We start from the raw sequence: 24,095 nt of genomic DNA on the forward strand, positions 1-24,095 counted from the left end.
ATTTACAAAAAGTGACAGATGTTGGATATTAGCAGATTTCACTAAGGATGACCACGCCCTACGTCAAACCGGTACGTATGCGGGCAAAACGCTTTCTTGAACATCCAGACGGGAGAGGCCATGACAGCCGTAAACGGGGAGATCTATATCCATGTCGAGGAACAGGGCAAAAGCGACCCGACGCTTATCTTCCTGCATTATTGGGGCGGGTCGTCCCGAACCTGGCGCCACGTCATCGCCGCCCTGGCAAACGCCTGGCGCACCCTCGCCGTCGATTTGCGCGGTTGGGGTTTGTCGGATGCGCCGCGGGAGGATTATGCGCTGGCCGATTTCGCCGATGACGTTGAACGGGTGATCAGGGCGCGTGGTTTGTCGGATTTCGTGCTGGTTGGGCACTCCATGGGCGGTAAGATCGCTCAATTGATCGCGTCGCGCCAGCCGGAGGGACTGGCCGGGCTGGTGCTGGTCGCTCCTTCGCCGCCCACGCCGCTCGGGTTGCCGCCCGAGATGCTCGTCGGCATGGAGGCGGCGTACGCGTCCGCGGCCTCGGTTGCCGCCACCATCAACCAGGTGCTTACGGCAAAGCCTCTCACCGAAGGCCAGCGGCGGCAGGTTATCGAAGACAGTCTGCGCGGCGGCGCGGCGGCAAAAATCGCCTGGCCGCGCCACTCCAGCCAAGAGGACATTTCGGCCGCGGTAAGCGCGATTACGGTGCCGGTCCTGGTCATTGCGGGTGAATGCGATCGGGTCGACAGCGTCTCCACGCTCGAGACGGAACTGCTACCGCGTATCCCCCAGGCCAGGATGCGCGTGCTGGCGGGCACCGGACATCTATCCCCCCTGGAATCGCCCGGGGAAATCGCCGCATTGATCAGAACCTTTATTTCAGCATTGCCCAAAAACGCCATCTCGGCGCGCGTCAGACAAGCGTCACAACCCTAACCACCTGCAAAGTAAGGACCTCATAATATGTACAAGACCATTCTTATTACCGGCGCCGGCTCCGGTTTCGGCGAAGCGGCCGCCATCGGCTTGGCGCGCAACGGCCACCAGGTTATCGCCACCGTGCAATGCTCGCCGCAGGTAACGCCGTTGCGCGAAAAAGCCAAGGCTCTGGGCCTAGCCAATCTGCGGGTGGAAAAGCTTGATCTCCTCGACGCGCATGACATGGCCTACGCCCAAAGCTTCGACATCGACGTGCTTTGGAATAATGCAGGCATGGGCGAGGGCGGTCCGGTTTTCGAAATTCCGCTCGATCTCGTTCGCCATAACTACGAGGTCAACGTTTTTCTTCCGCTCGCGCTGACGCAAAGCTTCGTCAAAAAGTGGATCAGGCAGAATAAGCACGCAAAGGTTGTCTTCACCTCATCGATGAGCGGGCTGTTCTCACCCGCCAATTGGGGCGTTTACGCTTCGACCAAGCATGCGCTGGAATCCATTGCCGAGGCGATGCAGCAGGAATTGGCCGCGCACGGCATCAAAGTCCAGACCATCAATCCAGGCGCCTATTATACCGGTTTTAACGAGACCATGGCCGATACGGCCTTCCGCTGGCTCGACGACACGAACAATATTACCCGGCGAGCCGACCTGCGCGCGCAGTTCGACGAGGCGCTGGCATCGCCATTTGGCCATCTCGATGCGCGGGAAATGATTGATCGCATGATTGAAATCGTCCCCGCCGACAACGGAAAATTCCGTAACGTGGTGCCCCAGGCGGTGGAGGATATGCTGAAAGCTCAACAACTGGCGGCCTGGGACAATCAGATCTGAAAAAACCCCAAGGCGGCGCTTCGGTCGCGCCACCTTCCCCGCCGGCTTGCAGGGAACCGGGCGTTATCAGGCGCCGACGGCGGCGGCCGGTTCCAGCGTGGCCTCAGCCTGGCTGGCGGTATCCGTATAGTCCGGCATCTTGTCGTTATACATATCCAGCAGCTTAAGGGTGACGCCGTTGGTCCAGCCAAAACCGTCCTGCAGCGGATACTCGCCGCCCCCGCCTCCGCCGAGGCCGCTGCCTTCCACCACGTATTTCTCCACCAGCTTATGCTGATTGTTGAACAGCCGCTGCACGTTGCCCAGGAAACGGGTGGCAATATCTTCCGCCAGCTCGTCCAGACCATAATTGCGCAACCCCTCCACCGCGACCCATTGCAGCGGCGCCCAGCCGTTCGGCGCGTCCCATTGCTGGCCGGAAACATTGGTGGTGGTAATCAGCCCGCCCTGTTTGAGCAACTGATCGCGTATCGTCTGGGCGGTGCGGGTGGCGCGCTCCAGCGGCGCTACCTTGTTATACAAGGGGAAAACCATGGCGGCGGTCAGCTGATCGCGCAGCTTATCCTGGCGCCAGTCGAAGTCGGCGTAATACCCGCCCTCCTCGTTCCACAGGTGCAGGTTAATCGCCTGCTTACGGCGCTCCGCCCGCTGGCTGTAATAGCTGGCGGCATCATGGTTGCCGCTCAGCAGGCTGGCCTTGGCGAGCGTCTGCTCCAGATGGAAGAGCAGCGCGTTCAGATCCACCGGCAGGATGGACGTCGTGCGGATAGACGACAGCGCCAGCGGATCATCGAACCAGCGCGAGCTGAAATCCCACCCCGATGCCGCCCCAGCCCGCAGGTCCCGGTATACCTCCCCCGCCGGGCGATCCGTCGCCTCGCTGGCGGTCACGATATCGTCCATATAGGACTCGGTGCGCGGCGTATCCAGATCATCCCAATAACGGTTAAGCAGCGCGCCGTCTTTCATGCGCACCACCCGTTCGGCGGCGGCGCCGTTCTCCAGCGCGTCGCCTCCCTCCATCCAGTACTGGTATTCTTTTTTCAGCTGCGGCAAATAGTTTTGATAGATGCCGTCCCCTTCCCTGCTCGCCAGCAAATCCACCATCAGGGCAAAAAACGGCGGCTGCGAGCGGCTCAGGTAATAACTGCGGTTACCGTTGGGAATGCGCCCATAGGTATCGATTTCATGGGAGAAATTATCGGTCATATCCACCACCAGCTCCCACTTATCGCATTCGGCCAGGCCGAGCATGGTAAAATAACTGTCCCAATAATAGACTTCGCGAAAGCGTCCGCCCGGCACGACGTAGTCCTTCGGCAGCGGCAGCAGAGAATCATAGGGCCTCACGGTGGAGGTATTGCGGGTCAGCACCGGCCACAGGGTGGTGATATGCTCGCGCAGGGTTTGCCCGTTAGGCGGCACATATTTCACCCGGTCGGTGGGGAATATAAAATTTTTCTCGACAAACGTCCGCAACTTGAAGTTCTTGCGCCGCTTTTTCGCCTGATAATCGGACAATATGGCCGCCGGGGTACGGCGCGGCACCGCATCGGCAAAGGTCTTCTGATCGGAAAATAATTTTGCCGTCTGCACATCGATGTACAACTGCCCCAATAAGGCATCCGGTCCCTGGCGTACGTTGATATTATATTTATTTTTTTTTGCCAGCGCCGTTGAAAAAACCCGGCCTGACGCGGTACCCAGCGACATGCCCATGGTTAGAAATCTTCTCCAGGCCCACCTGAAAGAGCGTGTAATCATAGGTTAACTCTCCATTTTTATACGCCATCCGGCTAAACTGGCCACGGTCAGCCTTAGCATAACCCGTAGCTGATTTATAACTATAGCCACTCACGCCATAAGCTGGGGCCGGGGAGGCAAATTAGCCGGTGAAATTAGCTGGTTAGCCCGTTTCACGGCCATATTCGGAATTATCGTAACGCCCAGGCGTCCACCGCCGCGTGAACCGGCCGCCGCGCGCGCGCGGGAACACCCCCTCCCCGCCAATAACAGGATAATTACATTCGCTCCCGGCATTTAGCATTAATAACAAAGCCAATATATTTCCAGGTAAAAAATATTTCATTATTCCTGATGCTTTTTTTAACTCATCATTAATGTGAAGTGAAGCATTTAATAATACTTGTCGTCCACGACCACAGGTGAAAATATTAACTTACCCTCCGCTATAACAAAGGTTATTTATTATGGCTAATAGAATGATCCTTAATCAAACCTCTTATTTCGGTAAAGGCGCCATCACCCATATCATTGACGAAGCGCGCACCCGCGGCTACCACAAAGCCCTGGTGGTTACCGACAAAGATCTCATCCGCTTTGAAGTGGCCACCCGCGTAACCGATCTCCTTAAACATGCCGGACTGCCCTTCCAGATTTATGATGAGGTGGTGGCGAACCCCACCATAGAGATAGTCCATAAAGGCGTTGCCGCTTTTAAGGCCGCCGGGGCGGATTATCTGATAGCCATTGGCGGCGGGTCGCCGCAGGATACCTGCAAGGCCATCGGCATTATCATCAATAATCCCGAATTTGCCGATGTCCGCAGCCTGGAAGGCGTCGCGGCCACCAAAAAACCCTGTGTGCCGATCCTGGCGGTGCCCACCACCGCCGGCACCGCTGCCGAGGTCACCATCAATTATGTTATCACCGATCGGGAAAACCGGCGCAAATTTGTCTGTGTTGATCCGCATGATATTCCGCTGGTGGCGATTATCGACCCCGATATGATGGCCAGCATGCCCGCCAGCCTGAAAGCCGCCACCGGCATTGACGCCCTGACCCATGCCATAGAAGGCTATACCACCCTCGCGGCGTGGGAACTCACCGATATGTTCCATCTCAAGGCCATAGAAATCATTGCGCGGTCCCTGCGTGATTCCGTACAAGGCAACGCGCGTGGCGTAGAGGATATGGCGCTGGGTCAATATGTCGCCGGCATGGGATTTTCCAATGTCGGCCTTGGGCTGGTGCATGGCATGGCACATCCGCTGGGCGCGTTTTATGATACGCCGCATGGGGTGGCGAACGCGGTACTGCTGCCCACCATCATGGCCTATAACGCGGCGCACACCGGGGAAAAATTCCGCCATATCGCCGTGGCGATGGGCGTTGAAGCAGCGAAGACCATGGATATCGCCCAGGCGCGCGCCGCCGCCATCAATGCGGTCAAACAGCTGTGTCATGATGTGGGCATTCCCGCGTCGCTGCGGGATCTGGGCGTGAAAAAAGAAGATATCGCGCAACTGGCCAAAGCGGCCTTCGCGGATGTTTGCACCGGCGGCAATCCCCGCGCCGCCTCGATTGCCGATATTGAACAACTGTATCAAGCGATTTTCTAACCGCGCCTGAAACCGCCGCCCACCAACACCGGGCTCAATGCAGACGTGTTCAAGGGAGACCGTGCCGATGGGGTCGAATCGGGCGTGCTTTTCCGCCCGACCGAGGCCCCATGGCACGGTATGCCCGCCAACGCCGAACTCAACGCAGACGTGTTCAAGGGAGAGCGTGCCGATGGGGTCGAATCGGGCGTGCTTTTCCCGCCCGACCGAGGCCCCATGGCACGGTATGCCCGCCAACACTCATCTCAAAGCAGCCGTGTTCAAGGGAGAGCGTGCCAATGGGGTCGAATCGGGCGTGCTTTTCCCGCCCGACCGAGCGCCCCATGGCGCGGTATGCCCGCCAACACCCATCTCAAAGCAAACATGTTCAAGGGAGAGCGTGCCGATGGGGTCGAATCGGGCGTGCTTTTCCGCCCGACCGAGGCCCCATGGCGCGGTATGCCCGCCAACGCCGAACTCAACGCAGACGTGTTCAAGGGAGAGCGTGCCGATGGGGTCGAATCGGGCGTGCTTTTCCCGCCCGACCGAGCGCCCCATGGCACGGTATGCCCGCCAACACCGAACTCAATGCAGACGTGTTAAAGGGAGACCGTGCCAATGGGGTTGAATCGGGCGTGCTTTTCCCGCCCGACCGAGGCCCCATGGCGCGGTATGCCCGCCAACGCCGAACTCAACGCAGACGTGTTCAAGGGAGAGCGTGCCGATGGGGTCGAATCGGGCGTGCTTTTCCCGCCCGACCGAGCGCCCCATGGCACGGTATGCCCGCCAACGCCGAACTCAACGCAGACGTGTTCAAGGGAGAGCGTGCCGATGGGGTCGAATCGGGCGTGCTTTTCCCGCCCGACCGAGCGCCCCATGGCGCGGTAGGCCCGCCAACACCGAACTCAATGCAGACGTGTTAAAGGGAGACCGTGCCAATGGGGTCGAATCGGGCGTGGTTTTCCCGCCCGACCGAGGCCCCATGGCGCGGTATGCCCGCCAACACTGAATTCAACGCAGACGTGTTAAAGGGAGACCGTGCCAATGGGGTCGAATCGGGCGTGGTTTTCCCGCCCGACCGAGGCCCCATGGCACGGTATACCCGCCAACACCCATCTAAAAGCAGACGTGTGCAAGGGAAAATACGGCAGGCTAGATCCGCTGCGCGTGATCAGAATGGATCCGGTATTCCATATCGCTCACCCGCTGCCAAACGTCGGCCGGGATATACACCGGCATATTCTCGCAGCCCATGGCGCTAAACAGGGCATCCGTCTCGGATCCGGTAAACATATCGCTGACCGGCTCTTCAGGCTGGGTGACAAACAGACGCTTTAAACGATCGACAATCATCTCGATTCTCCTGGCTGTGGACAAGAAGCCTGACCTTCCTGGGCCGGTTAACCCTGAAACGCTACCCTACCGACTGTATATGACACTTGTACTGTTATAACCATAAATCACCACCGCGTGAAAGCACTTTTTCACCTAATCTTATACCCCATAAGGCAATACCGCTCCCCCAGACGCCGCCGCTCGCGCCTCTGCGGATAAACCCGCTCGCCGCGCGCGAATGTAACACATCCCATTTGATGAAGGAGGATATAGGAAAAGTGATCAAAGCATAATAAATAATCGTCAAAAAAAAACCATACTCCTATTACATCCACGCCCTTAACAATGTATTATAACGATAATTATTTTATAGTGATTTAATTACCCATCACCCTGATGTGATTCGGTATCCTTCCCCGCCAGAAATAGAGTTACTTCACCTGTAAAATAGAAGCACCATATCAATTATTAAGCAAATTTAATTATTTATATCAATATATATTGCAACAGGATTAATTATGATAAAACACCCCATTCTGCTATTAGCGGCGTTATTTTTATTGACCGGCTGCTCGTACGGAAAATATAGCTTTGATAAAGACACCCGCGCTAAAGCCGATATGCGTTTTATCGGCATCCCGGCGCTGGCCGGAGCGGTCGGCACCAGCTTTCCCATCGGCGACGGCTACAGCCTCACCGCCAGGCATGTGGCCAAAATCATGATGATGGACGTGGTGGCCTACCATGAGGTCTGTGACATCGCCCTGATCCGCGCCGGCAAGGGCCGGGTGGATTTTCGCCCGGCGGTGGCCGGTGAAAATGTACGCATGTACGGTTATTCGGCGCTGAGCACGCTGCCGGTATCATCGCGCGGCATTGCCTCCTACCAGGATCATTACGACGGCTGTCCCGCCTTCGCCTCCACCTCCGGCGTGGTCCAGGGCATGAGCGGCGGGCCGGTATACGGCGATGACGACGCGGTGGTGGGCGTGGTGATAGCCTATAATAAACGCCTGGGCGTATCGGTGTTTATCCCCTGGCAGTCCATCGACACCTGGGTGGAAGAAAAGCGCGCGACACACCGCACGGCATAATCGCCCCGGCGTGGCGCGTTTGATTTGCTCGTATCCCCGCGCCGTTGTAGCATTGTCGGCGTTCTCCTTGCCGAGCCATATCATGCCCAAGCCTAAAAACCCCCGCCCCGTCACCGCGCGCTCCACCCACGGCGTAACCCTCTTTGATGTGGCTAAACTCGCCGGCGTGGCGCCAATTACCGTCTCCCGCGTGATGAACCAGCCCAATCAGGTCAAGGACGCCACCCGGCTCAAGGTACTGCGGGTGATCGAAGAAACCGGCTACGTACGCAACCAGATCGCTGGTTCGCTGGCGTCCAATCGCACGCGCCTGGTGGCGGTGGTCGTGCCCATGCTCACCAACCCGATATTCGCCGACACCTTCCAGGCCATCGCCGCCAGGCTGGCGCAGGCAAATTACCAGGTATTGCTGGGCATTTCCGGCTATCAGGCCGCCCAGGAGCAGGAACTGCTGGAAGTGGTGCTCAGCCGCCGCCCCGACGGCATTATCCTCACCGGCACCATCCATACCGAGGTCAGCCGCAAACGCCTGCGCGCCACCGGCATCCCGGTGGTGGAAACCTGGGACATGACCGACGATCCCATTGATATGCTGGTGGGGTTTTCCCATGAGACCATAGGCCAGCGTGAAGCGCAGCACCTGCTGGCGCAGGGCTACCGCGATTTTGCCCTGATTGAGGTAGACGACCCGCGCGGCATGCGGCGCAGCAACAGTTTTATCCGCCAGCTGGCCCAGCAGGGCATCGCCCCGCTCGACCGCCAGACGTTCCACGGTTTGCCCACTCTGGAACAGGGGCGGCAAGGCCTGGTAAACCTACTGCATCTGCTGCAACGCCCGGCGGCGGCCCAGGCCGCATCCGCCGGGATACGACGGCCGCTTATCCTGGTGTGCACCTCGGATACCCTGGCGCACGGCGTCTTGACCGAGGCCGCCAGCCGGGGGATCGCCATACCCGGCCACATCGCGGTCATGGGGTTCGGCGATATGAATTTTGCCGCCCATACCTTTCCGGCGCTGTCGACGGTTAAAATCGACGGCGCGTATATCGGCCAGCGCGCGGCGGCGGCCTTGCTCGAGCGGTTAAAAGACCCCAACGGCGCACCGCCCGTGGCCATGGATGTCGGTTTTACGCTGGTGGATCGGGATAGCACCGGTCCGCTGATTGACGCGCGATAACGCGGCCCGCGCCGTCAGTCGACGATAAACAGGGTGGCGCCCCGGTCGGTATAGGACCGGTGCGCTTCCGCATTATCCGCCACCTGGTAACTGCTGCCCGGCGTCAGCGTAAAAATACGCCCGTCCGCCAGTTCGGTATGCAACTCGCCGGTGAGGCATAACAGGATATGCCCTTTGACACACCAGTGATCGGCCAGGTAACCGGCGGAATATTCCACCATACGCACGCGGATATCGCCGAAATGACAGGTACGCCAGAGGGCTTCCCCGCGCGCGCCGGCATGGCGCGTGGGGTCCACGCGCGACCAATCCGTGGTGCCGAAGGGAATCTCTTTTATCTGCATGTCGTCAAGCCCCGGGCCTGGATAAGCGTTTTCAGGCGGATTTCGCCCGCGGCCCGCCCCGGATGGGCGGGCTGTCGTTACGCTACCAGTGTTTCGATATAGCCGGCAATGGCTTTATCCCGGCAGTTGGCAAAGAAATATTCCTTGAATTTGGCCCCGGCGACGGCGCCCTTCAGCAAATCCTGATCGAGATCGGCCAGGATGGACAGCAAATCGCGATAGCTCACCGCTTTCACCGCATCCAGGATCTTTTTATTCCGCTGTTCCGGCACCACGCGCTCCTTGGGATACCCCTGGCCGCCGGCGGTTTCAAACAGCTTTTCGAAAATATACTGCAGGTTCAGCTCCGCGCCCCAGCCGAATCCCTTGGCAAACGGCAGGGAGATGGCATTGCCGTCGTTTATCTGGGCAAACATATAGCCGTCGGCGGGATCGATGGCCAGGCCGCAAATCACGCCCGGGAAGGAATTGCAGGCCAGCATGGCGCCGGCGCCGGTTCCGCAGCCCGTCACGACATAATCCGCCGCGCCGGAGTTCAGCAATATCGCGGCCAGGATGCCGTTCTGAACGTAGGTCAGCGTCGCCTTATCGTCGGCGGAATACATGCCGTAGTTAAACACCTGGTGACCCAACGGCTCGACCACCTTGGTCAGGGTGGCGGCGATAAGCTCATTTTTAGCAGCCTGGCTGTTTTCGTTAATCAGTGCGATTTTCATAAAAGCGTTATCCGTAGTCAGTGAAAAGGATGAGGCGAGAATGCGTTGATGTCCTGCGGTCTTCGCTTGGCGGCCAGCCTGGCGACCTGACCGCCTGGCGTTATGATAAAGAAACCGGCATCACTATTCAATAAAATGAAATGCCGTTTTATTTTAGATTATGCCATCCCGGCGCTGGCAAAAACCGCGTTGCCGTCACGTAAAGCGCCGGTTACCGCGCGGCGCCCGGCCCGGCACAAATTAGCTTATGAGGTAATTATAATTTAATTAATGAAAATAATTACAATACCCTCCCATTGGCAACAACCGCGACCGCCGATTTTGGGTTCTTTATCCCCTTTAATGACAATACTTCCCCAGCGCTCACTGAATTTAAAAAATTATTTTTATATCATCCCTTTTCTATTAAATGCCATGTATCAATGAATTATCCGGGTATTGCCAAGAGAACTATCTTTGTTTATAAGTCATAAGTAACCAGGATGCTCTATTACAAGGAAAATTTATGTTTCGATATATAGATTGTGGACTATCAAATGTCTGGCTAACTAACGGTTATAAGCATAAAGATACTGGAACAAGAACATCTACCGCCATTCAGGATGGGGCGGATTTGCATCGTTTAATCGCCCTGGAGTTAATTAACCGCCGCGGTCCCCTGGTGTCGTCTGAAATGCGTTTCCTGCGTCATGAGATGAATTTATCCCGCCAGTCGCTCGGCCATGAACTGGGCGTGGAAATAGCCTTTATTACCCAGTGGGAACGCAACGATCGCCGCCTGCCCCGCGACGCCGATGTCAATCTGCGCATCCTGTATGCCACCAACCGGTTAACGGATCGCGACACGACGCTCTCGGTCCATTTGCTTGCCGATGACGACTACCCGCCTTCGCCGGTGCCGATGGTATTTACCTGGGCGGATAGCGGCTGGCGGCTTGATCCCCCTGCGGCGCGGCCCTGAGGACGCGCGACCTTTCTTGCCGCCGCCGGCGCGGCGCGCAACGACGGGGAGCTACCGCCTCTGCCGGCACGGGCCGGGTTTTCCGCGCCTTTAGCGTGGTTGTGATCCAGCGCACGCTTTATCCCCTGTTAACGGGCCGACATCACCTTGCTGCCGCCGCCGCGCGTGATTATCGTCACATTTACGCACAACACTTTATGAACTCCCTCACATTTTTCCCATTTATCCTGGCGCACGGGCCGGCAGCGACATTATGCCGGTAGGTTTTATCCCGCCAGGCGTTTAGCCTCTTCACGTCGGGGCAATATCAACGCCCCGGATGCGCCAGGGCATACAGCCGGGCCGGATTCATCATCATGCGGAGGCAAAAGGGATGGGCATCGGCGCTCTCGTCAAGCCAGCGATCGGTTTTTTCCGCGCAGCGCTCCGCGGCGGCGACGGCATCATCCAGCTCGGCGCGCAGCGCGCGGCTGCAGCCGTATTGATGGATAAACCAGTGCAGCTCGATCAGTTGCCGGACGTGGCCGAACAGGCGCGAATACCAGTCCGCCCGTTCCCAGGCCGCCGCCAGGTCACGTGTCCAGGCGGCCGGCAAAGCGGCTTCCTGCAAAAGCGCCTGTGCCATATGCCGCAGATGACGGGCCAGGAACTCCGCCTGCTGCCGTTCAAGACGGCTAAGCTCCCGCTGCGCCAGGCCCGCGGCGTTATCGTCAGCCGGAAACAGCGGCTGGAAAGACTGGCTCCAGTTGGCGCCGCGGGCGTCGGAGTGGATCAGCCGCAGCGCGTCATCCATATCCTGCGGGATCTGGCTGTGGCGATGCATTATCCGCCCCAGCAGATAAGGCGCCTTGCACATCCAGTCATAGCTGGTAAAAAACAGCTGCCGCAGTTTCTGGCGCTGGAGGCTGTCCGGCGGGCGCACCCCGCGGGTCTCGAGCCAGTCGTCGAACAACGTGGCCGCGGCGACCGGCGGCGCGCCGCTTATCATGCGCGCCAGGCCATAAAGATTGCTTTCATTGACCGAGTCCAGGAGCGAGCCGTTGTTGACCCATTCCCAGCTGATACGCACGCTAACGGCCTCCAGCCGCTCGCCAACCACCGCTTGCACCCACCCCAGCCGGCCCTGGATTTCATCAATCAGCAGGCAGGGCAGCAGGGTCCAGCCGTAATCAATGCCCCACAAATCAATATCAAGCCATATTTTGCGCTGTTCAAAAGCGCCGATGGCCGGATTATTGGCAAAGCCGGGGCGATAGTCCACCGCCGTGGCCTTCAGCGAAGCGCGCACATCGGGCGGCAGCCGCGCCAGCGTTTGCTGCAACTGCCGGCGGGGCCAGCTGTCATCGGTGTAATCACGCAGCACCAGTTTTTTATTTTGCCGCCGCAGCTGCAGGTGAAGGGATTGCAGCGGCGCGTGCCACTGCGTTTCATTAAACGCCGGCGTTTGCAGGCTGAGGATCAGTCCGTCAAACAGCGGCAGTTGCGCAAGCGACGCGCTGACCACGTCGGTATAAAAATAATACAGGAATTTTTCCCCCTGGCCGGCGTCGTCCGCCAGGGACAGTTCGGGAAATTTATGCTCGATGCGGCCGTCCTGCGGAAAGGCCTCGCCCTGCAGCCACACCGTCAGCCGCCTCGCCCGGCAATAGGCGCTCACGCGCCGCAGGTAGAGCAACGCGCCTTCCCATTCATGCTGCAGATTGGCTTTATCCGCGCCCTGGTAATGGGCCGGGGGCGGGGCCAGCAGCGCCAGGATATTTTGCTGGTGAATCACCAGGCCGGTGAAGCGGTATTTTTCCATCACCGCCGCCATTTCCAGGAAATGCGGCCAGTGCCAGATAAGCGGGGAGTTAATTTCCAGCAGACGTTGCGGCACGGTATTTTCCCTAATCAAGCGGCGCGAAGACAGCAAGGCCGGTCCAGCGGGTATAAAGCATCCGCTTTAGCCTGTCAACAGGCCGGACTTCCAGCGTTGAATCACCAGAAGACAAGACCTCATGTACTGTAATACCAGGAATACGGGAGAACGATAACATGAAAAAATATGCATTGGTCGGCACCGGCGGCCGGGCTGGGCTTTATCTGCAGGCTATCGCCGGGGAATACCGCACCCGGGGCGCGTTTGTCGCCTTTTGCGATACCAACCGCACGCGAATGGAATACGCCAACCGGTTAATCGGCGCGGCGGGCCACGACGGCGTGCCGATGTATACCGCGCTGGAGTTTGATCGCATGATAACCGAAACCCGGCCGGATACCGTCATCGTCACCTCTATCGATCGCACCCACCATCGTTATATCGTGCGCGCCATGGAATTGGGGTGCGATGTTATCAGCGAAAAACCGATGACCATCGACGAGGAAAAATGCCAGGCGATTATCGACGCCATTAACCGTACCGGCAAGAGCCTGCGCGTGACCTTTAACTACCGCTATGCCCCGCATCACAGCAAAATCCGCGAACTGCTTGCCGGCGGCGCTATCGGCGAGGTGTTTTCGGTGCATTTCGAGTGGCTGCTGAATACCCGGCACGGCGCCGATTATTTCCGCCGCTGGCACCGTGATAAGCGCAACAGCGGCGGCTTGCTGGTGCATAAATCCACCCACCATTTCGACCTGGTCAACTTTTGGCTGAACAGCGAGCCGGAAACGGTGTATGCCCAGGGAGACCTGCGTTTTTACGGCAAGGATAACGCCGAAAGCCGGGGGGTGGCGCAATTTTATTCCCGCGCCTTCGGCAGCGAGGCGGCGGCCGAAGATCCCTTCGCCCTGCACATGGATCAAAGCGAACCGCTGCGCGAGCTTTACCTCAACGCCGAACATGAGGACGGTTATTATCGCGACAAAAGCGTTTTCGACGACGGCATCAGTATCGAGGATGTCATGGGCGTGATGGTGCGCTATAAAAACAAGGCCATCATGACCTATTCCCTGAACGCCTACCTGCCGTGGGAAGGACTGAACGTGGTGTTCAACGGCAGCCGGGGCCGGCTGGAGATGAAACTGGTGGAAACGTCTTATGTGAACAGCGGCGGCGAAAAAGAGCTGGAAGGCGCTATCGAGAGCTGCTCTATACGGGTATTTCCCTTGTTCGCCGCGCCCTATGACGCTACGGTGGATTTCCTGGCCGGCGGCCACGGCGGCGGCGATAAGGTTATGCTGGCGGATGTGTTCGGCGCGCCGGCGCCGGACCCGCTGAAACGCGCGGCCAGCTACCGCGACGGCGCCATGTCCATCCTGACCGGCATTGCCGCCAACCGCTCGCTGCGCACTGAACTGCCGGTACACATTCGCGATCTGGCGGTAAAACTGTAGCCCGGCCGGACCCTGCCGTTTATCGGCCGCAACGATAAAGCCTGAATGGCGTTTTTACCGTTGCGGCAATAAAACCGTCATATTCCCTCTCTATACTCCAGCGAAGATAAAGTCCCAAAGAGGATAATACTATGTACGCCCGCCTGTCCTTAGCGCAGGGGCGAACTTCCGGTCGACGGTCAGCGCCGGAAGGTTTGTCCCGCGCCCTATTTTCCCCCAAGCGCCATTGCCGTAGCATCCCCGCCGCCAGCCGCCGCGCGCCGGCCGTTTGCCTGACGTTTCGCCCGGGGGCCCGACATGCGCAACCTCGGCGCTAACGACGGCACGCCAATCGTCATCAGCGGACTCAGCCATCAGTTTGGCGGCAAGCGCGTATTAGAGGATATCCATCTGCATGTGCCCGCGGGCACGACCCTGGCCCTGCTCGGACCCTCGGGATGCGGTAAAAGCACTCTGCTGAAATTACTGGCCGGCCTGCTGCAGCCCGCGCGCGGCGAGATCCATTTCGGCCCGCGGCTGATGGCGAGCCATAGCGTCTGTATTCTTCCCGAACAACGCGATATCGGCATGGTGTTTCAGGACTATGCCCTGTGGCCGCATATGAGCGTGGCGCAAAATGTCGCTTTCCCGCTGCGCATGCGCCGGGTGGCCCGCGCCGAACGCCGGCTGCGGGTCGACAACGCGCTGGAGCGGGTCGGCCTGGCCGCCTTCGCCGGACGCAAGCCGTCGGAGCTGTCCGGCGGCCAGCAGCAGCGGGTGGCCCTGGCCCGGGCCATCGTGGCCGAGCCCCGGGTCCTGCTGTTCGACGAACCGCTATCGAATCTCGACCGCGAACTGCGCGAAACGTTATGCGGCGAAATGGCCCGCCTGCTCCGGCAGCTCAGCATTACCGCCGTTTACGTCACCCACGATCGCGGTGAAGCGCAACAGCTTGCCCAGCATATCGCGCATATGGCGCAGGGGCGCATCGTCAATTATCACGCCACTTGAACCGGGGAAAACACATGCAGCAGACCACCCACCGTTTATTAAGCCGTATCAGCACAGGAGCTTTATCCATCATGATTGCCGCCGCCACCCTTATGGCCGCCGACGCCCGGGCGCTGACCCTCTATACCGCCGGTCCCGGCTCCCTGGCCAAAAAGCTGGCGGCCGGCTATGAGCGGCAATCGGGGACCAAGGTCGATGTTTTTCAGGCCACCACCGGTAAAGTCATGGCCCGCCTGGAGGCCGAACAGGCCAACCCGCGCGCCGATGTCCTGATTTCCGCTTCATGGGATACCGCGGAAGAACTGCAACAACGGGGATGGCTGCTGGCCTACGGCAGCCCGAACGCCGCCAGCGTGCCGGCGCAGTTTAAAACCGGCTATTATGTGGCGCAGGGCATCTCCGCCCTCGGTATCGTCTGGAACAGCGCCAGCGGTACGCCGGAGCCGCATGACTGGCAGGACCTGGCGCAGCCGGCATTCAGGGATAAGGTGACCACCCCCGATCCGGCGCTGTCCGGCGCCTCGCTGGATTTGCTGATGGGCCTGCAAAATGCCCTGGGCGAGAAAGCCTGGACATTGTTCGGACAGTTAAAGGACAACGGAATGATTATCGCCGGGCCCAATGCCCAGGCGCTGACGCCGGTACTGCAGGGCGCCAGGGCGGCGGTGTTCGGCGCGGTGGACTATGTCGCCTATAACAGCGTGCAGGAAGGCGAGTCGGTGAAAGTGATTTTCCCCTCCAGCGGCACGGTGATCGCCCCGCGTCCGATGATGATCCTGAAAACCAGCACGCAGCCCGATCAGGCCAGGGCTTTTATCGATTATGCGCTCTCCCCGGAGGGGCAACAGCTGGTGGCAGAAGCCTGGCTGATGCCCGCGCGCAGCGATATCAGCGCCAAACGCCCGCTGTTCAGCGATTTGCGGCTGCTGCCGGCGCAGGGCGCCCAGCCCGCCACGCGTGACAAGGTGCTCGACCGGTTCGCCAAACTGTTCGGCCAGCGCTAGGCTTTGCGATGCGCGCTTTTTTCCTGCCGCTGCTGACCCTGGCGGCATTACTGGTGCTGGTGGCGCTGCCGGCGCTGTTTGTGCTGCTGCAGGCCATTTTTCCCCAGCTGGCCGCCGGCTCGCTGGCGCATGCGTTTGGCGCGGTCCCGGCCCTGTGGCGGGACCCGCAGGTGCCCGCGCTGCTCGGCGGCACGCTGCAAACCGGCCTGGGCGTGGCGCTGGCCTGCGCCCTGCTGGGCATTCCCCTGGGCGCGCTGCGCGGGTTGTTTGCCGTGCCGCTGGCGCGGGTCTGGGATGTGCTGATCCTGGTGCCGTTCCTGACGCCGCCCTATATCGCCGGCTTATCCTGGATGCTGGCGTTGCAGCGGCGCGGTTACCTTGAGCAACTGACCGGCCTGCAATTAGATCGGCTCCTGTTCAGCCGCGCCGGCATGGTGCTGGTCATGACGCTGACGATTTTCCCGGTGGTCTATTTTGCGGTGTCGCGCGCCATGGCCGCGGGCGGCCACCGTCTGGCGGACGTGGCGCGGGTACACGGCGCGGGGCCGTGGCGGGCGTTTTGCCTGGTCACCCTGCCGCTGGCGCTGCCGGCCATTTTCGCCGGCCTGCTGCTGGCGTTTACCCTGGCCATCGAGGAATACGGCGTGCCCGCCGCCCTGGGCATGCGCGCCGGTGCGCCGGTGCTGACCGTCGGCATCGAGCGGCGCCTGGCGGACTGGCCCATTGATTTAACCTCGGCATCGCTGCTTTCGTTATTACTGGTGGCGCTGGCGCTGGCGGCGTACAGCATCCAGCGCACCCTGTCCGGCGGCCGTGACGTGGCCATCACCGGCGGAAAACCGGCGGCTATCGCCTCGCGGCCGCTCGGCGTATGGCGCTGGCCGGTGGTGGTGCTGTTCGGCCTGATCGCCGGCCTGGCGGTGGCGGCCCCGGTGGCCGCCATGCTGGCCACCGCGTTTTCCGCCACGGTATCCGGCGGACTGACGCCGGCCAACCTGACGCTGCGCCATTTCGGCAATCTCTTCGCGCAGCACGGCGAGGCGGCCGACGCACTGGCCACCAGCCTGGGCCTGGCGCTCGGCACCGCGCTGTTTACCGGTCTGGTGGGATTGATGGTGGCCTGGCTTATCAACAGCACCCGAGGCCGCGCCACGGCCTGTATCGACGCGCTGTCGCTGCTGCCGGCCGCGCTGCCGGGCGTGGTGGTGGGCGTCGGCCTGATCCTGGCCTGGAACCGGCGTTTCTGGCCGGTAACGCCTTATGATAGTTGGGTTATCCTGCTGCTGGCCTACAGTTGCCTGCTGTTGCCTTACCCGGTGCGCTATACGGGAGCCGCGCTGCGCCAGCTCGGATCCAGCCTGGAGCCGGCGGCCAGGGTGCACGGCGCCAGCGCCGCGCGGGCATTGCGCTATATCGTGCTGCCGCTGGTATTTCCCGCGCTGCTGGCCGCGATGCTGATGGTATTTGCCGTCGCGTCCAGGGAACTGGTGACCTCGTTGTTGCTGGCGCCGCCCGGGGTGCAAACGGTATCGGTATTTATCTGGCGCCAGTTCGAGCAAGGTTCGGTAGGCGACGGCATGGCCATGGCCAGTATCGCCATGCTGTTAAGCATGGTGGTCATGCTGACGGCGCTGGCGCTGTTACAGCGTCCGCGCCGCTAGGCCTGCGTGGGGCAACGTCCCGCCCGCCGCCGCGCGGGAACATGCAGGGGTGAAAGCGGGGCTTACTTTTCCTGGCTGCTTTCCAGGCCGAAGCGTTCCGCCAGCTCACGGCGCAGGTTATCGGACTGGCGGCCGAAGATAGCCTGCACCTCCTGGCCGATAACCACGACGCCGAGCGCGCCCAGATGCTGGATCTGGCCGGTATTGACCTTGCCCAGATCCTTGACCTTAACCCGCAGCCGAGTAATACAGGCATCGACATCCACAATGTTTTCCTGCTCGCCCAAGGCGCTAATCAAAGAGGCAATATCCGGATCACGCGGGGCAACGTTATGCTGGTGCGTCAATTTTTCTTTAAAAACACGCATAAACTCTTTGATATTGACCATTCTGGTATCCTTATAAAAGATATCGACAGGCACAAGGCGGACGTGAATCCGTAACCCGCCGCACATACCCGGAAAAACCACTGCTGCACCGGCATATCCTACCGCGATGCCGGGTTGGCGCAAAGCGTGATTCATATCCCATTCCTCTTTTATCGCCACCGGCTTGGAAAAATGTGATCCCCATACGTTTTCCGCCGTCTGGCGCCGGCTGCCGGGCCCTGCCGCGCCGCGCGCATCTCGCCCGCAGGCGTTATTTTCAGCCGCCGTTATTTTTTTACGCCTATACTTTTCAGAAGGTTAAACGAGCAGGTAACCTGGCTATCTTCTTTATCTATCGGCTTTCGAGGTAACGGAAATGGATAACGACCACTTACCCGACGACTATCGCAGCAGGCATTATCCGGTCAAGGAAAATATGCGCTTCCAGCTTTTCGCCTGGAGAATGCAGAATCTCGGCTTTGTGCTGCTGTTTATTTTTATTGCCGCGGCCTGCCTGGGACTGTTTTCCCAAGGCGTACTCAGCAATGCATCCGCGCAATCAGCCGGGGGCAATATGATCCTTGAATATGACCGCTTCGCCCGTAACAGCACGGAGACTCATTTTATAATCCGCATAAAAATCAATAAAGAAAACCAGCTTACCGCCGTCCTGCGCGGCGATATCCTCGATAATTACGATATCGAGTTTATCCAACCCACCCCCGATGTGTCGATTATCAACGATAACGCCCTGACATTAACCCAGCCGATCGCCAAAAAAGACGGCTGGCACAGTATTTACGTCACCCTAAAACCAAATAAAATGGGCTACTTCACCAATACCATCGCACTTTCCGATAATGAAAAAATAACGTTTAACCAATTAGTTTATCCTTAGGGAGAACATCATGGATATGGTATTAAGAGCGGCCTTTATTTACCTGATCCTGATCGTGGTCTTTCGCATATCGGGCAGACGCACGTTGCTTGAAATGAACAGTTTCGATTTTATTTTGCTGCTGATTATCAGCGAAGCCTGCCAACAGGCGATCCTGGGCGAGGATTTTTCGGTGATCGGCGCCACGATTTCCATCGTTACCCTGATAAGCCTTGATTTGGTGCTTTCCTGGCTGAAGGATAAATACCATATTGTCTGGCTGGCCGCCGACGGGCCGCCGCTGCTGCTGGTGGATGACGGCAAGGTGCTGGAGCTGCGCCTCAAGCGGACCAAGATTTCCCATGACGATCTGCTGACCAGCGCGCGCAAATCGGACGGCATCCTGGACCTGGACCAGATTCGTTATGCCATTTTGGAGCAAAACGGCAAAATCACCATTATTCCGAAAAAAGAGTCATAAATCCGTGGCCGCCGGCTAATATCCCTCTCCCGCCGCGTTTATCTCACCCCGCCGTGACTCACGGCGGCATAGCCACGTATAAATATTATTTTTATAATTTTATTATATTTAAATAAAATTAACTTTTTATCAATCAGTCATGCTAAATCATTTTCATCATAGCGTATTGACAGCCGGCGAATATATATTGTTATATAACTTCTGGCAACCGTATTCTCGTCCTCATATCGCTGCCTGTTTAATATTTTAAATTATTTCTGATGTTATTTTGTCATTTAATAACATCCGTGATCGCCGGGGGAAACGTTTTATGGATAAAAACGCAATATCGCATGCAATATTAAGAGAGTATAAAAGCAAGCCTATTAAATGGTTTGTTATTTATTCAGCGAAGTTTTCATTATGGGCCTGCTGGTTAGGCTTATGCGTTTACGGCATTGTGTCCGTGGACCGCTGGCCCATCCGGCTGCTCCTGCAATTGCTGCTGGGGATGGGATTTGCCCATGGCGTGGAATTGCAGCATCAGGCGCTGCACCATACCGGTTTCCGCTCCAGAAAAGCCAATCATGGCGCCGGATTTCTGCTGGGATTGCCGATGCTGGTCTCATATTCAGCCTATCGCGACAGTCATCTGTTTCATCACCGGGCGCTCGGCCGGGCGGATGACGAGGAATTTTTTAAACACGATCTACGCTCCCCGCCGCGGCTGTGGGATAGGATTAGCATTTTTTTTATGTTAAATCATTTTTATTCACAATTAATGAAGTTTATCCACGCCGTAAAAAGACGTCCCTTTCCGGTAAAAATCGCGACCAGTAACCCCCACATCCTGCGCAACGAATATCTTCTGATGGGCGGGATTTTTTTTACCGCCGCCGGCGCATCGCTGGCGGCCGGCAGTGATATTTTTATCCAGTGCTGGCTGCTTCCTCTGCTGTTTTTCGCCGCCCCCATCCATAGCTTAATAGAATTACCCGAACATTACGGCTGCGATAAGTCCAGCGTGCGGGTTTGCGACAATACCCGCACCATCCAGGCCCATCCGCTGATCAGCTGGTATACCAACGGCAATAATTATCACGTTGAACACCACCGCTTCCCCTCATTACCCATGGAACAACTGGCGCGGGTGCACCGGCAAATTAAGGGGGACCTGCGTTATTACAGCGATTCCTACCCGGCGTTTTACCGGCATATCATCAGGCAGGCCTGGCCACGCCCGCGTCGCCGATAAGCCGTATACGCGCGGCGATGTCGCCGGCGCCCATAAAGCCCAGTCGTAAATAAATAGGAATTTATATTGCTGCATATTTTGAACCAAATTCCTATAGTTTGGCGTGGGTTCATCTCATCCGCTAATAAAGACGACTTTCCATCGTTAAAAAAACACGTTAATCTAAAAGAAAATTAAGATGGCCGGCCATGACTTATCCCCACGCTGAAAAACGCGGTCACCGCCGTAGTGGCCGGGCCATCTTGAACCGTTATGGCGCGGTGATATAACCCATGCGGGGATTTTTTTCGCGGCCATCCGTTAATTAACCCAATTCATTAATTACAATAACTAATAAATCGTTAGCTTACATATAAAGAAAAAACAGTGAATAGACCTTTTAAGGCCATATCTTCCGCGGACGACTGGCAAAAACAATTATCCGAGGTTATTTCGGATCCTGATGAATTATTATCATTACTGGGGCTAAGCGATAATCCCCGTCTGCGGCAAGGCCGGCCGGCGCGCCGTCTTTTCCCGCTGCGGGTGCCACGCGGTTTTGTCAACCGCATGGAAAAGGGTAATGAACACGACCCCTTGCTGCGGCAGGTTATCACCGCGGCGGACGAATTTATCGTCACGCCGGGCTATGTCGCCGACCCGCTCGGCGAGCATGACTGCGTGATGCCGGGGCTGTTGCATAAATACCGCAACCGGGCGCTGTTGCTGGTGAAAGGCGGCTGCGCCATCAACTGCCGGTATTGCTTTCGCCGCCATTTCCCCTACCCGGAAAACAGCGGTAACAAGGCTAACTGGCGTAACGCCTTAGCCTATATCCGGGCGCATCCGCAGATCGATGAAATTATCTTTTCCGGCGGCGATCCGCTGATGGCCAGGGATCATGAACTGGCCTGGCTGGCCGACGAACTCCAGGCCATTCCCCATATCCGGCGCCTGCGCATCCACAGCAGGCTGGCGGTGGTGATACCGGCGCGCATTACGGAGCAATTATGCCGGATGCTGGCCGCTTCGCGGCTGCAGGCGATTATGGTGACGCATATCAACCATGCCAATGAGATCGACGCCGACGTTGACGGCGCCATGGGCAGGCTGCGCAACGCCGGGGTGACACTGCTTAACCAGAGCGTCCTGCTGCGCGGCGTCAATGACAGCGCCGATATCCTGGCGGCGTTAAGCAACCGGCTGTTTAACGCCGGTATCCTGCCCTACTATCTTTTTGCGCTGGATAAGGTCGCGGGCGCGGCGCATTTTATGGTGGGCGACGACGAAGCCAGGCGCATTGTCAGTACGCTATCCACCAAGGTTTCCGGCTATCTGGTGCCCCGGCTGACGCGCGAAATCAGCGGAATGCCCAGCAAGATACCGCTGTCTCTCACGCCGCCGTCCTGAACAGACGCGCGCATGGGGATGTTATCAATCCGCCCTGCGGCGGCGCGTATTAGCTATTGTGGTCGAACGTGGCCCGCGCGCGCTCCACTTCGGGCAGGTACTCCACCGTCCATTGGTGCAGCGCCTGGAAAGGCTGTTTTAGCGTATGACCCAGGGGCGTGATTTGATACTCCACCGCGATGGGCGAGGCGGTAATAACGCGCCGCGCCACGATGCCGTTGCGCTCCAGACGCCGCAAACTCTGGGTCAGCGCCTTTTGCGTAATACCATCAAGACGGCGTTTGATAACGTTGAAACGCAACGGCCCGGCGCACAGGGCGGCCAGAATCAGCACCGACCACTTATCCGCAATCTGGTCGAGCAGCATGCGGCTTGGGCAATGCGCCGCGGAAAAAACCGGACAGTGCTCTCCCGGCACGGCGCTGTCGCCGGCATAGCGGATGGCGGTGTCTTCAACTTCCGACATGGTGGTTTCCTTTTGGCTACCTGGTAGCGTCAAAGTGCCTGATTGACTCGCAGTATACATAATATACCATCAAAAGCTTCACGTTAACCGGAGATGATCTGTATGCGCGCACCGCAAGTCGATATCCTGTTCCAGCCTTTGCGAATAAAATCGCTGGTATTGAAAAACCGTATCGTCATGGCCCCCATGACCCGCTCGTTTTCACCTGACGGAGTGCCGGGGGATAACGTAGCCGCCTACTACCGCCGCCGCGCCGAAGCCGAAGTGGGGCTGATCCTGTCGGAAGGTACGGCAATCGACCGGCCGGCGGCCAGGAACGATCCGAACGTGCCGTTTTTCCATGGCCAGGACGCGCTGGCCGGCTGGCAACGGGTAATCGATGAAGTCCACGCCGCCGGCGGTAAAATGGGACCGCAGCTGTGGCATGTGGGCGCGGTGGCCAGTTTCCAGACCGAATGGGTGCCCGATGTGCCGGTGGAGAGTCCTTCAGGCCTGGCGGCGCCGGATATGCCCCGCGGCGAGATCATGAGCGACGAGGCCATTGCCGATACCCTTGCCGCCTATGCCCGGGCGGCTGCCGATGCCAAGCGGCTGGGTTTCGATACTTTTGAGATCCACGGCGCCCATGGCTATCTCATCGATCAGTTCTTCTGGTCCGGCACCAACCGGCGTACGGATCGTTTCGGCGGTGCCACCATTAAAGAGCGCGCCCGTTTTGCCGCCGAGGTATTAAAGGAAATGCGCGCGGCGGTCGGGCCTGAATATCCGATTATCCTGCGCGTCAGCCAGTGGAAACAGCAGGATTATGCCGCCAGGCTGGCGACCACCCCGGACGCGATGGCCGATTGGCTGGTACCGCTGGTGGAAGCGGGCGCCGACGTGCTGCACTGCTCGCAACGGCGTTTCTGGCAACCTGAATTCCCGGAGCAGGATGGGGAAAACGGGCTTAACTTCGCCGGCTGGGCGAAAAAATTGACCGGCGCCGCCACCATCAGCGTGGGTTCCGTGGGTTTGTCCGGGGATTTTATCGGCAGCTTTAGCGGGGAAAACGCCAGCCCGGTCGGATTGGATAATCTCATCGGGCGGCTGGAGCGCAATGAGTTTGACCTGATAGCGGTCGGGCGTGCGTTGATAAGCGACCCGCACTGGGCGGCCAAGGTGCGCGCCGGCGATACGGGGAATATGGCGGATTTCACCCCCGCGGCGTTGGGCGAATTATTTTAGCGGGCGGCCCCGCGGTTGCGCGGGGACCGACCAGTTGTTTCCGGTCCCCGCCCGGCAAAGATGCCTGCGCTATGCCTTTATTGTTGTCGTTTATAACACCCGCGCCGCATTAATACCCCGGCATATCGGGTAGAACATTTCTGTATTTTATCCAGGGAATTTAATCTGATAAATGCCGCCCATTTTTACCGCCGCACAAGCCCTATAATATGCGGCTGTTCCCGCCAACCTTTTGATATTAATCGCAACAATAAACTTTTATATAAAATATCGCCATGGCCGCCGCTCATGGTTTGTCTAATTCGCAACGGTATACTAGGCTTATTATTATCAGCCGACTAAGTT

22 protein-coding genes are annotated in these 24,095 nt (G+C 58.4%); 15 read left to right on the top strand and 7 right to left on the bottom strand.

The genetic code is table 11. From position 1 onward, the window contains the following. Positions 1-120 precede the first annotated feature (120 nt). On the top strand, positions 121-942 hold the full coding sequence (locus tag ACL2XQ_RS20565) for an alpha/beta fold hydrolase (RefSeq protein ID WP_413739633.1): 822 nt from the start codon (positions 121-123) through the stop codon (positions 940-942). 27 nt (positions 943-969) lie between these two features. Then, positions 970-1,773 (top strand): SDR family oxidoreductase, encoded by an 804-nt coding sequence (locus ACL2XQ_RS20570; protein ID WP_413732079.1) that lies wholly within the window; start codon positions 970-972, stop codon positions 1,771-1,773. Positions 1,774-1,839: 66 nt separating this feature from the next. On the opposite strand, the gene treA is transcribed toward ACL2XQ_RS20570, so the two are convergent. Next, complete coding sequence (treA, locus tag ACL2XQ_RS20575) at positions 1,840-3,492, bottom strand: alpha,alpha-trehalase TreA (RefSeq protein ID WP_410013824.1); 1,653 nt, start codon at positions 3,490-3,492, stop codon at positions 1,840-1,842. Positions 3,493-3,983: 491 nt separating this feature from the next. Between treA and fucO the strand changes: the two genes are divergently transcribed. Continuing rightward, positions 3,984-5,135 (top strand): lactaldehyde reductase, encoded by a 1,152-nt coding sequence (gene fucO / locus ACL2XQ_RS20580; protein ID WP_413721278.1) that lies wholly within the window; start codon positions 3,984-3,986, stop codon positions 5,133-5,135. A gap of 1,131 nt (positions 5,136-6,266) precedes the next feature. On the opposite strand, the gene ACL2XQ_RS20585 is transcribed toward fucO, so the two are convergent. Beyond that, positions 6,267-6,467, bottom strand: coding sequence for a hypothetical protein (locus ACL2XQ_RS20585; RefSeq protein WP_410013822.1), 201 nt, complete (start codon positions 6,465-6,467; stop codon positions 6,267-6,269). Between the two features lie 500 nt (positions 6,468-6,967). On the opposite strand from ACL2XQ_RS20585, the gene ACL2XQ_RS20590 reads away from it, so the two are divergent. Together ACL2XQ_RS20590 and ACL2XQ_RS20595 are read left to right on the top strand one after the other, a co-directional pair. After that, positions 6,968-7,543 (top strand): serine protease, encoded by a 576-nt coding sequence (locus tag ACL2XQ_RS20590; RefSeq protein WP_410013821.1) that lies wholly within the window; start codon positions 6,968-6,970, stop codon positions 7,541-7,543. Between the two features lie 82 nt (positions 7,544-7,625). Then, on the top strand, positions 7,626-8,720 hold the full coding sequence (locus tag ACL2XQ_RS20595) for a LacI family DNA-binding transcriptional regulator (RefSeq protein WP_410013820.1): 1,095 nt from the start codon (positions 7,626-7,628) through the stop codon (positions 8,718-8,720). A gap of 14 nt (positions 8,721-8,734) precedes the next feature. Here the strand turns inward: ACL2XQ_RS20595 and ACL2XQ_RS20600 are convergent, their stop codons facing one another. Beyond that, complete coding sequence (locus ACL2XQ_RS20600) at positions 8,735-9,064, bottom strand: DHCW motif cupin fold protein (RefSeq protein WP_410013819.1); 330 nt, start codon at positions 9,062-9,064, stop codon at positions 8,735-8,737. Positions 9,065-9,141: 77 nt separating this feature from the next. Continuing rightward, positions 9,142-9,780, bottom strand: a complete 639-nt coding sequence (locus tag ACL2XQ_RS20605; RefSeq protein ID WP_410013818.1) for an RpiB/LacA/LacB family sugar-phosphate isomerase — start codon at positions 9,778-9,780, stop codon at positions 9,142-9,144. A gap of 613 nt (positions 9,781-10,393) precedes the next feature. Here ACL2XQ_RS20605 and ACL2XQ_RS20610 point away from each other — a divergent pair. Beyond that, positions 10,394-10,741 carry a helix-turn-helix domain-containing protein gene (locus tag ACL2XQ_RS20610; RefSeq protein ID WP_413721282.1) on the top strand — a complete coding sequence of 116 codons (348 nt, stop codon included), beginning with the start codon at positions 10,394-10,396 and terminating at the stop codon, positions 10,739-10,741. 307 nt (positions 10,742-11,048) lie between these two features. Here ACL2XQ_RS20610 and ACL2XQ_RS20615 read toward each other — a convergent pair whose 3' ends face one another. Beyond that, entirely contained in the window at positions 11,049-12,617 is a 1,569-nt protein-coding gene (locus tag ACL2XQ_RS20615; RefSeq protein WP_413721283.1) for a hypothetical protein, read from the bottom strand. Between the two features lie 158 nt (positions 12,618-12,775). On the opposite strand from ACL2XQ_RS20615, the gene ACL2XQ_RS20620 reads away from it, so the two are divergent. The 4 genes from ACL2XQ_RS20620 to ACL2XQ_RS20635 all read left to right on the top strand — a co-directional run bounded on the left by ACL2XQ_RS20620 (position 12,776) and on the right by ACL2XQ_RS20635 (position 17,711). Continuing rightward, positions 12,776-14,056, top strand: coding sequence for a Gfo/Idh/MocA family protein (locus ACL2XQ_RS20620; RefSeq protein ID WP_413727787.1), 1,281 nt, complete (start codon positions 12,776-12,778; stop codon positions 14,054-14,056). Between the two features lie 297 nt (positions 14,057-14,353). Then, a complete protein-coding gene (locus ACL2XQ_RS20625) occupies positions 14,354-15,046 on the top strand; it encodes an ABC transporter ATP-binding protein (protein ID WP_413721285.1) in 693 nt (230 codons plus the stop codon). Positions 15,047-15,117: 71 nt separating this feature from the next. Then, complete coding sequence (locus tag ACL2XQ_RS20630) at positions 15,118-16,050, top strand: ABC transporter substrate-binding protein (RefSeq protein ID WP_410016741.1); 933 nt, start codon at positions 15,118-15,120, stop codon at positions 16,048-16,050. A gap of 8 nt (positions 16,051-16,058) precedes the next feature. Next, positions 16,059-17,711, top strand: coding sequence for an ABC transporter permease (locus ACL2XQ_RS20635; protein WP_413727786.1), 1,653 nt, complete (start codon positions 16,059-16,061; stop codon positions 17,709-17,711). Positions 17,712-17,773: 62 nt separating this feature from the next. Here ACL2XQ_RS20635 and ACL2XQ_RS20640 read toward each other — a convergent pair whose 3' ends face one another. Then, positions 17,774-18,100, bottom strand: a complete 327-nt coding sequence (locus ACL2XQ_RS20640; protein ID WP_413721287.1) for a glucose PTS transporter subunit EIIB — start codon at positions 18,098-18,100, stop codon at positions 17,774-17,776. A 355-nt stretch (positions 18,101-18,455) separates the two neighbouring features. On the opposite strand from ACL2XQ_RS20640, the gene ACL2XQ_RS20645 reads away from it, so the two are divergent. From ACL2XQ_RS20645 to epmB, 4 genes are all read left to right on the top strand, one after another. Further along, the gene (locus ACL2XQ_RS20645) at positions 18,456-18,977 is read left to right on the top strand and encodes a hypothetical protein (RefSeq protein ID WP_410013811.1); all 522 of its coding nucleotides are present in this window, start codon (positions 18,456-18,458) and stop codon (positions 18,975-18,977) included. Between the two features lie 10 nt (positions 18,978-18,987). Then, the gene (locus tag ACL2XQ_RS20650) at positions 18,988-19,437 is read left to right on the top strand and encodes a DUF421 domain-containing protein (protein WP_410013810.1); all 450 of its coding nucleotides are present in this window, start codon (positions 18,988-18,990) and stop codon (positions 19,435-19,437) included. 445 nt (positions 19,438-19,882) lie between these two features. Then, positions 19,883-20,671 (top strand): fatty acid desaturase family protein, encoded by a 789-nt coding sequence (locus ACL2XQ_RS20655; protein ID WP_410013809.1) that lies wholly within the window; start codon positions 19,883-19,885, stop codon positions 20,669-20,671. Positions 20,672-21,037: 366 nt separating this feature from the next. Then, positions 21,038-22,060: an EF-P beta-lysylation protein EpmB gene (gene epmB, locus ACL2XQ_RS20660; protein ID WP_410013808.1), complete on the top strand. Its 1,023-nt coding sequence runs from the start codon at positions 21,038-21,040 to the stop codon at positions 22,058-22,060. Positions 22,061-22,109: 49 nt separating this feature from the next. Here the strand turns inward: epmB and ACL2XQ_RS20665 are convergent, their stop codons facing one another. Then, positions 22,110-22,526, bottom strand: a complete 417-nt coding sequence (locus tag ACL2XQ_RS20665; RefSeq protein WP_410013807.1) for a winged helix-turn-helix transcriptional regulator — start codon at positions 22,524-22,526, stop codon at positions 22,110-22,112. A gap of 102 nt (positions 22,527-22,628) precedes the next feature. Here ACL2XQ_RS20665 and ACL2XQ_RS20670 point away from each other — a divergent pair, with 102 nt between their 5' ends. After that, positions 22,629-23,750 (top strand): NADH:flavin oxidoreductase, encoded by a 1,122-nt coding sequence (locus ACL2XQ_RS20670; protein ID WP_413739634.1) that lies wholly within the window; start codon positions 22,629-22,631, stop codon positions 23,748-23,750. The last annotated feature ends 345 nt before the right edge of the window (positions 23,751-24,095 follow it).

Source organism: Sodalis sp. RH14 (assembly GCF_047324285.1).
Lineage (GTDB): Bacteria > Pseudomonadota > Gammaproteobacteria > Enterobacterales > Enterobacteriaceae > Acerihabitans.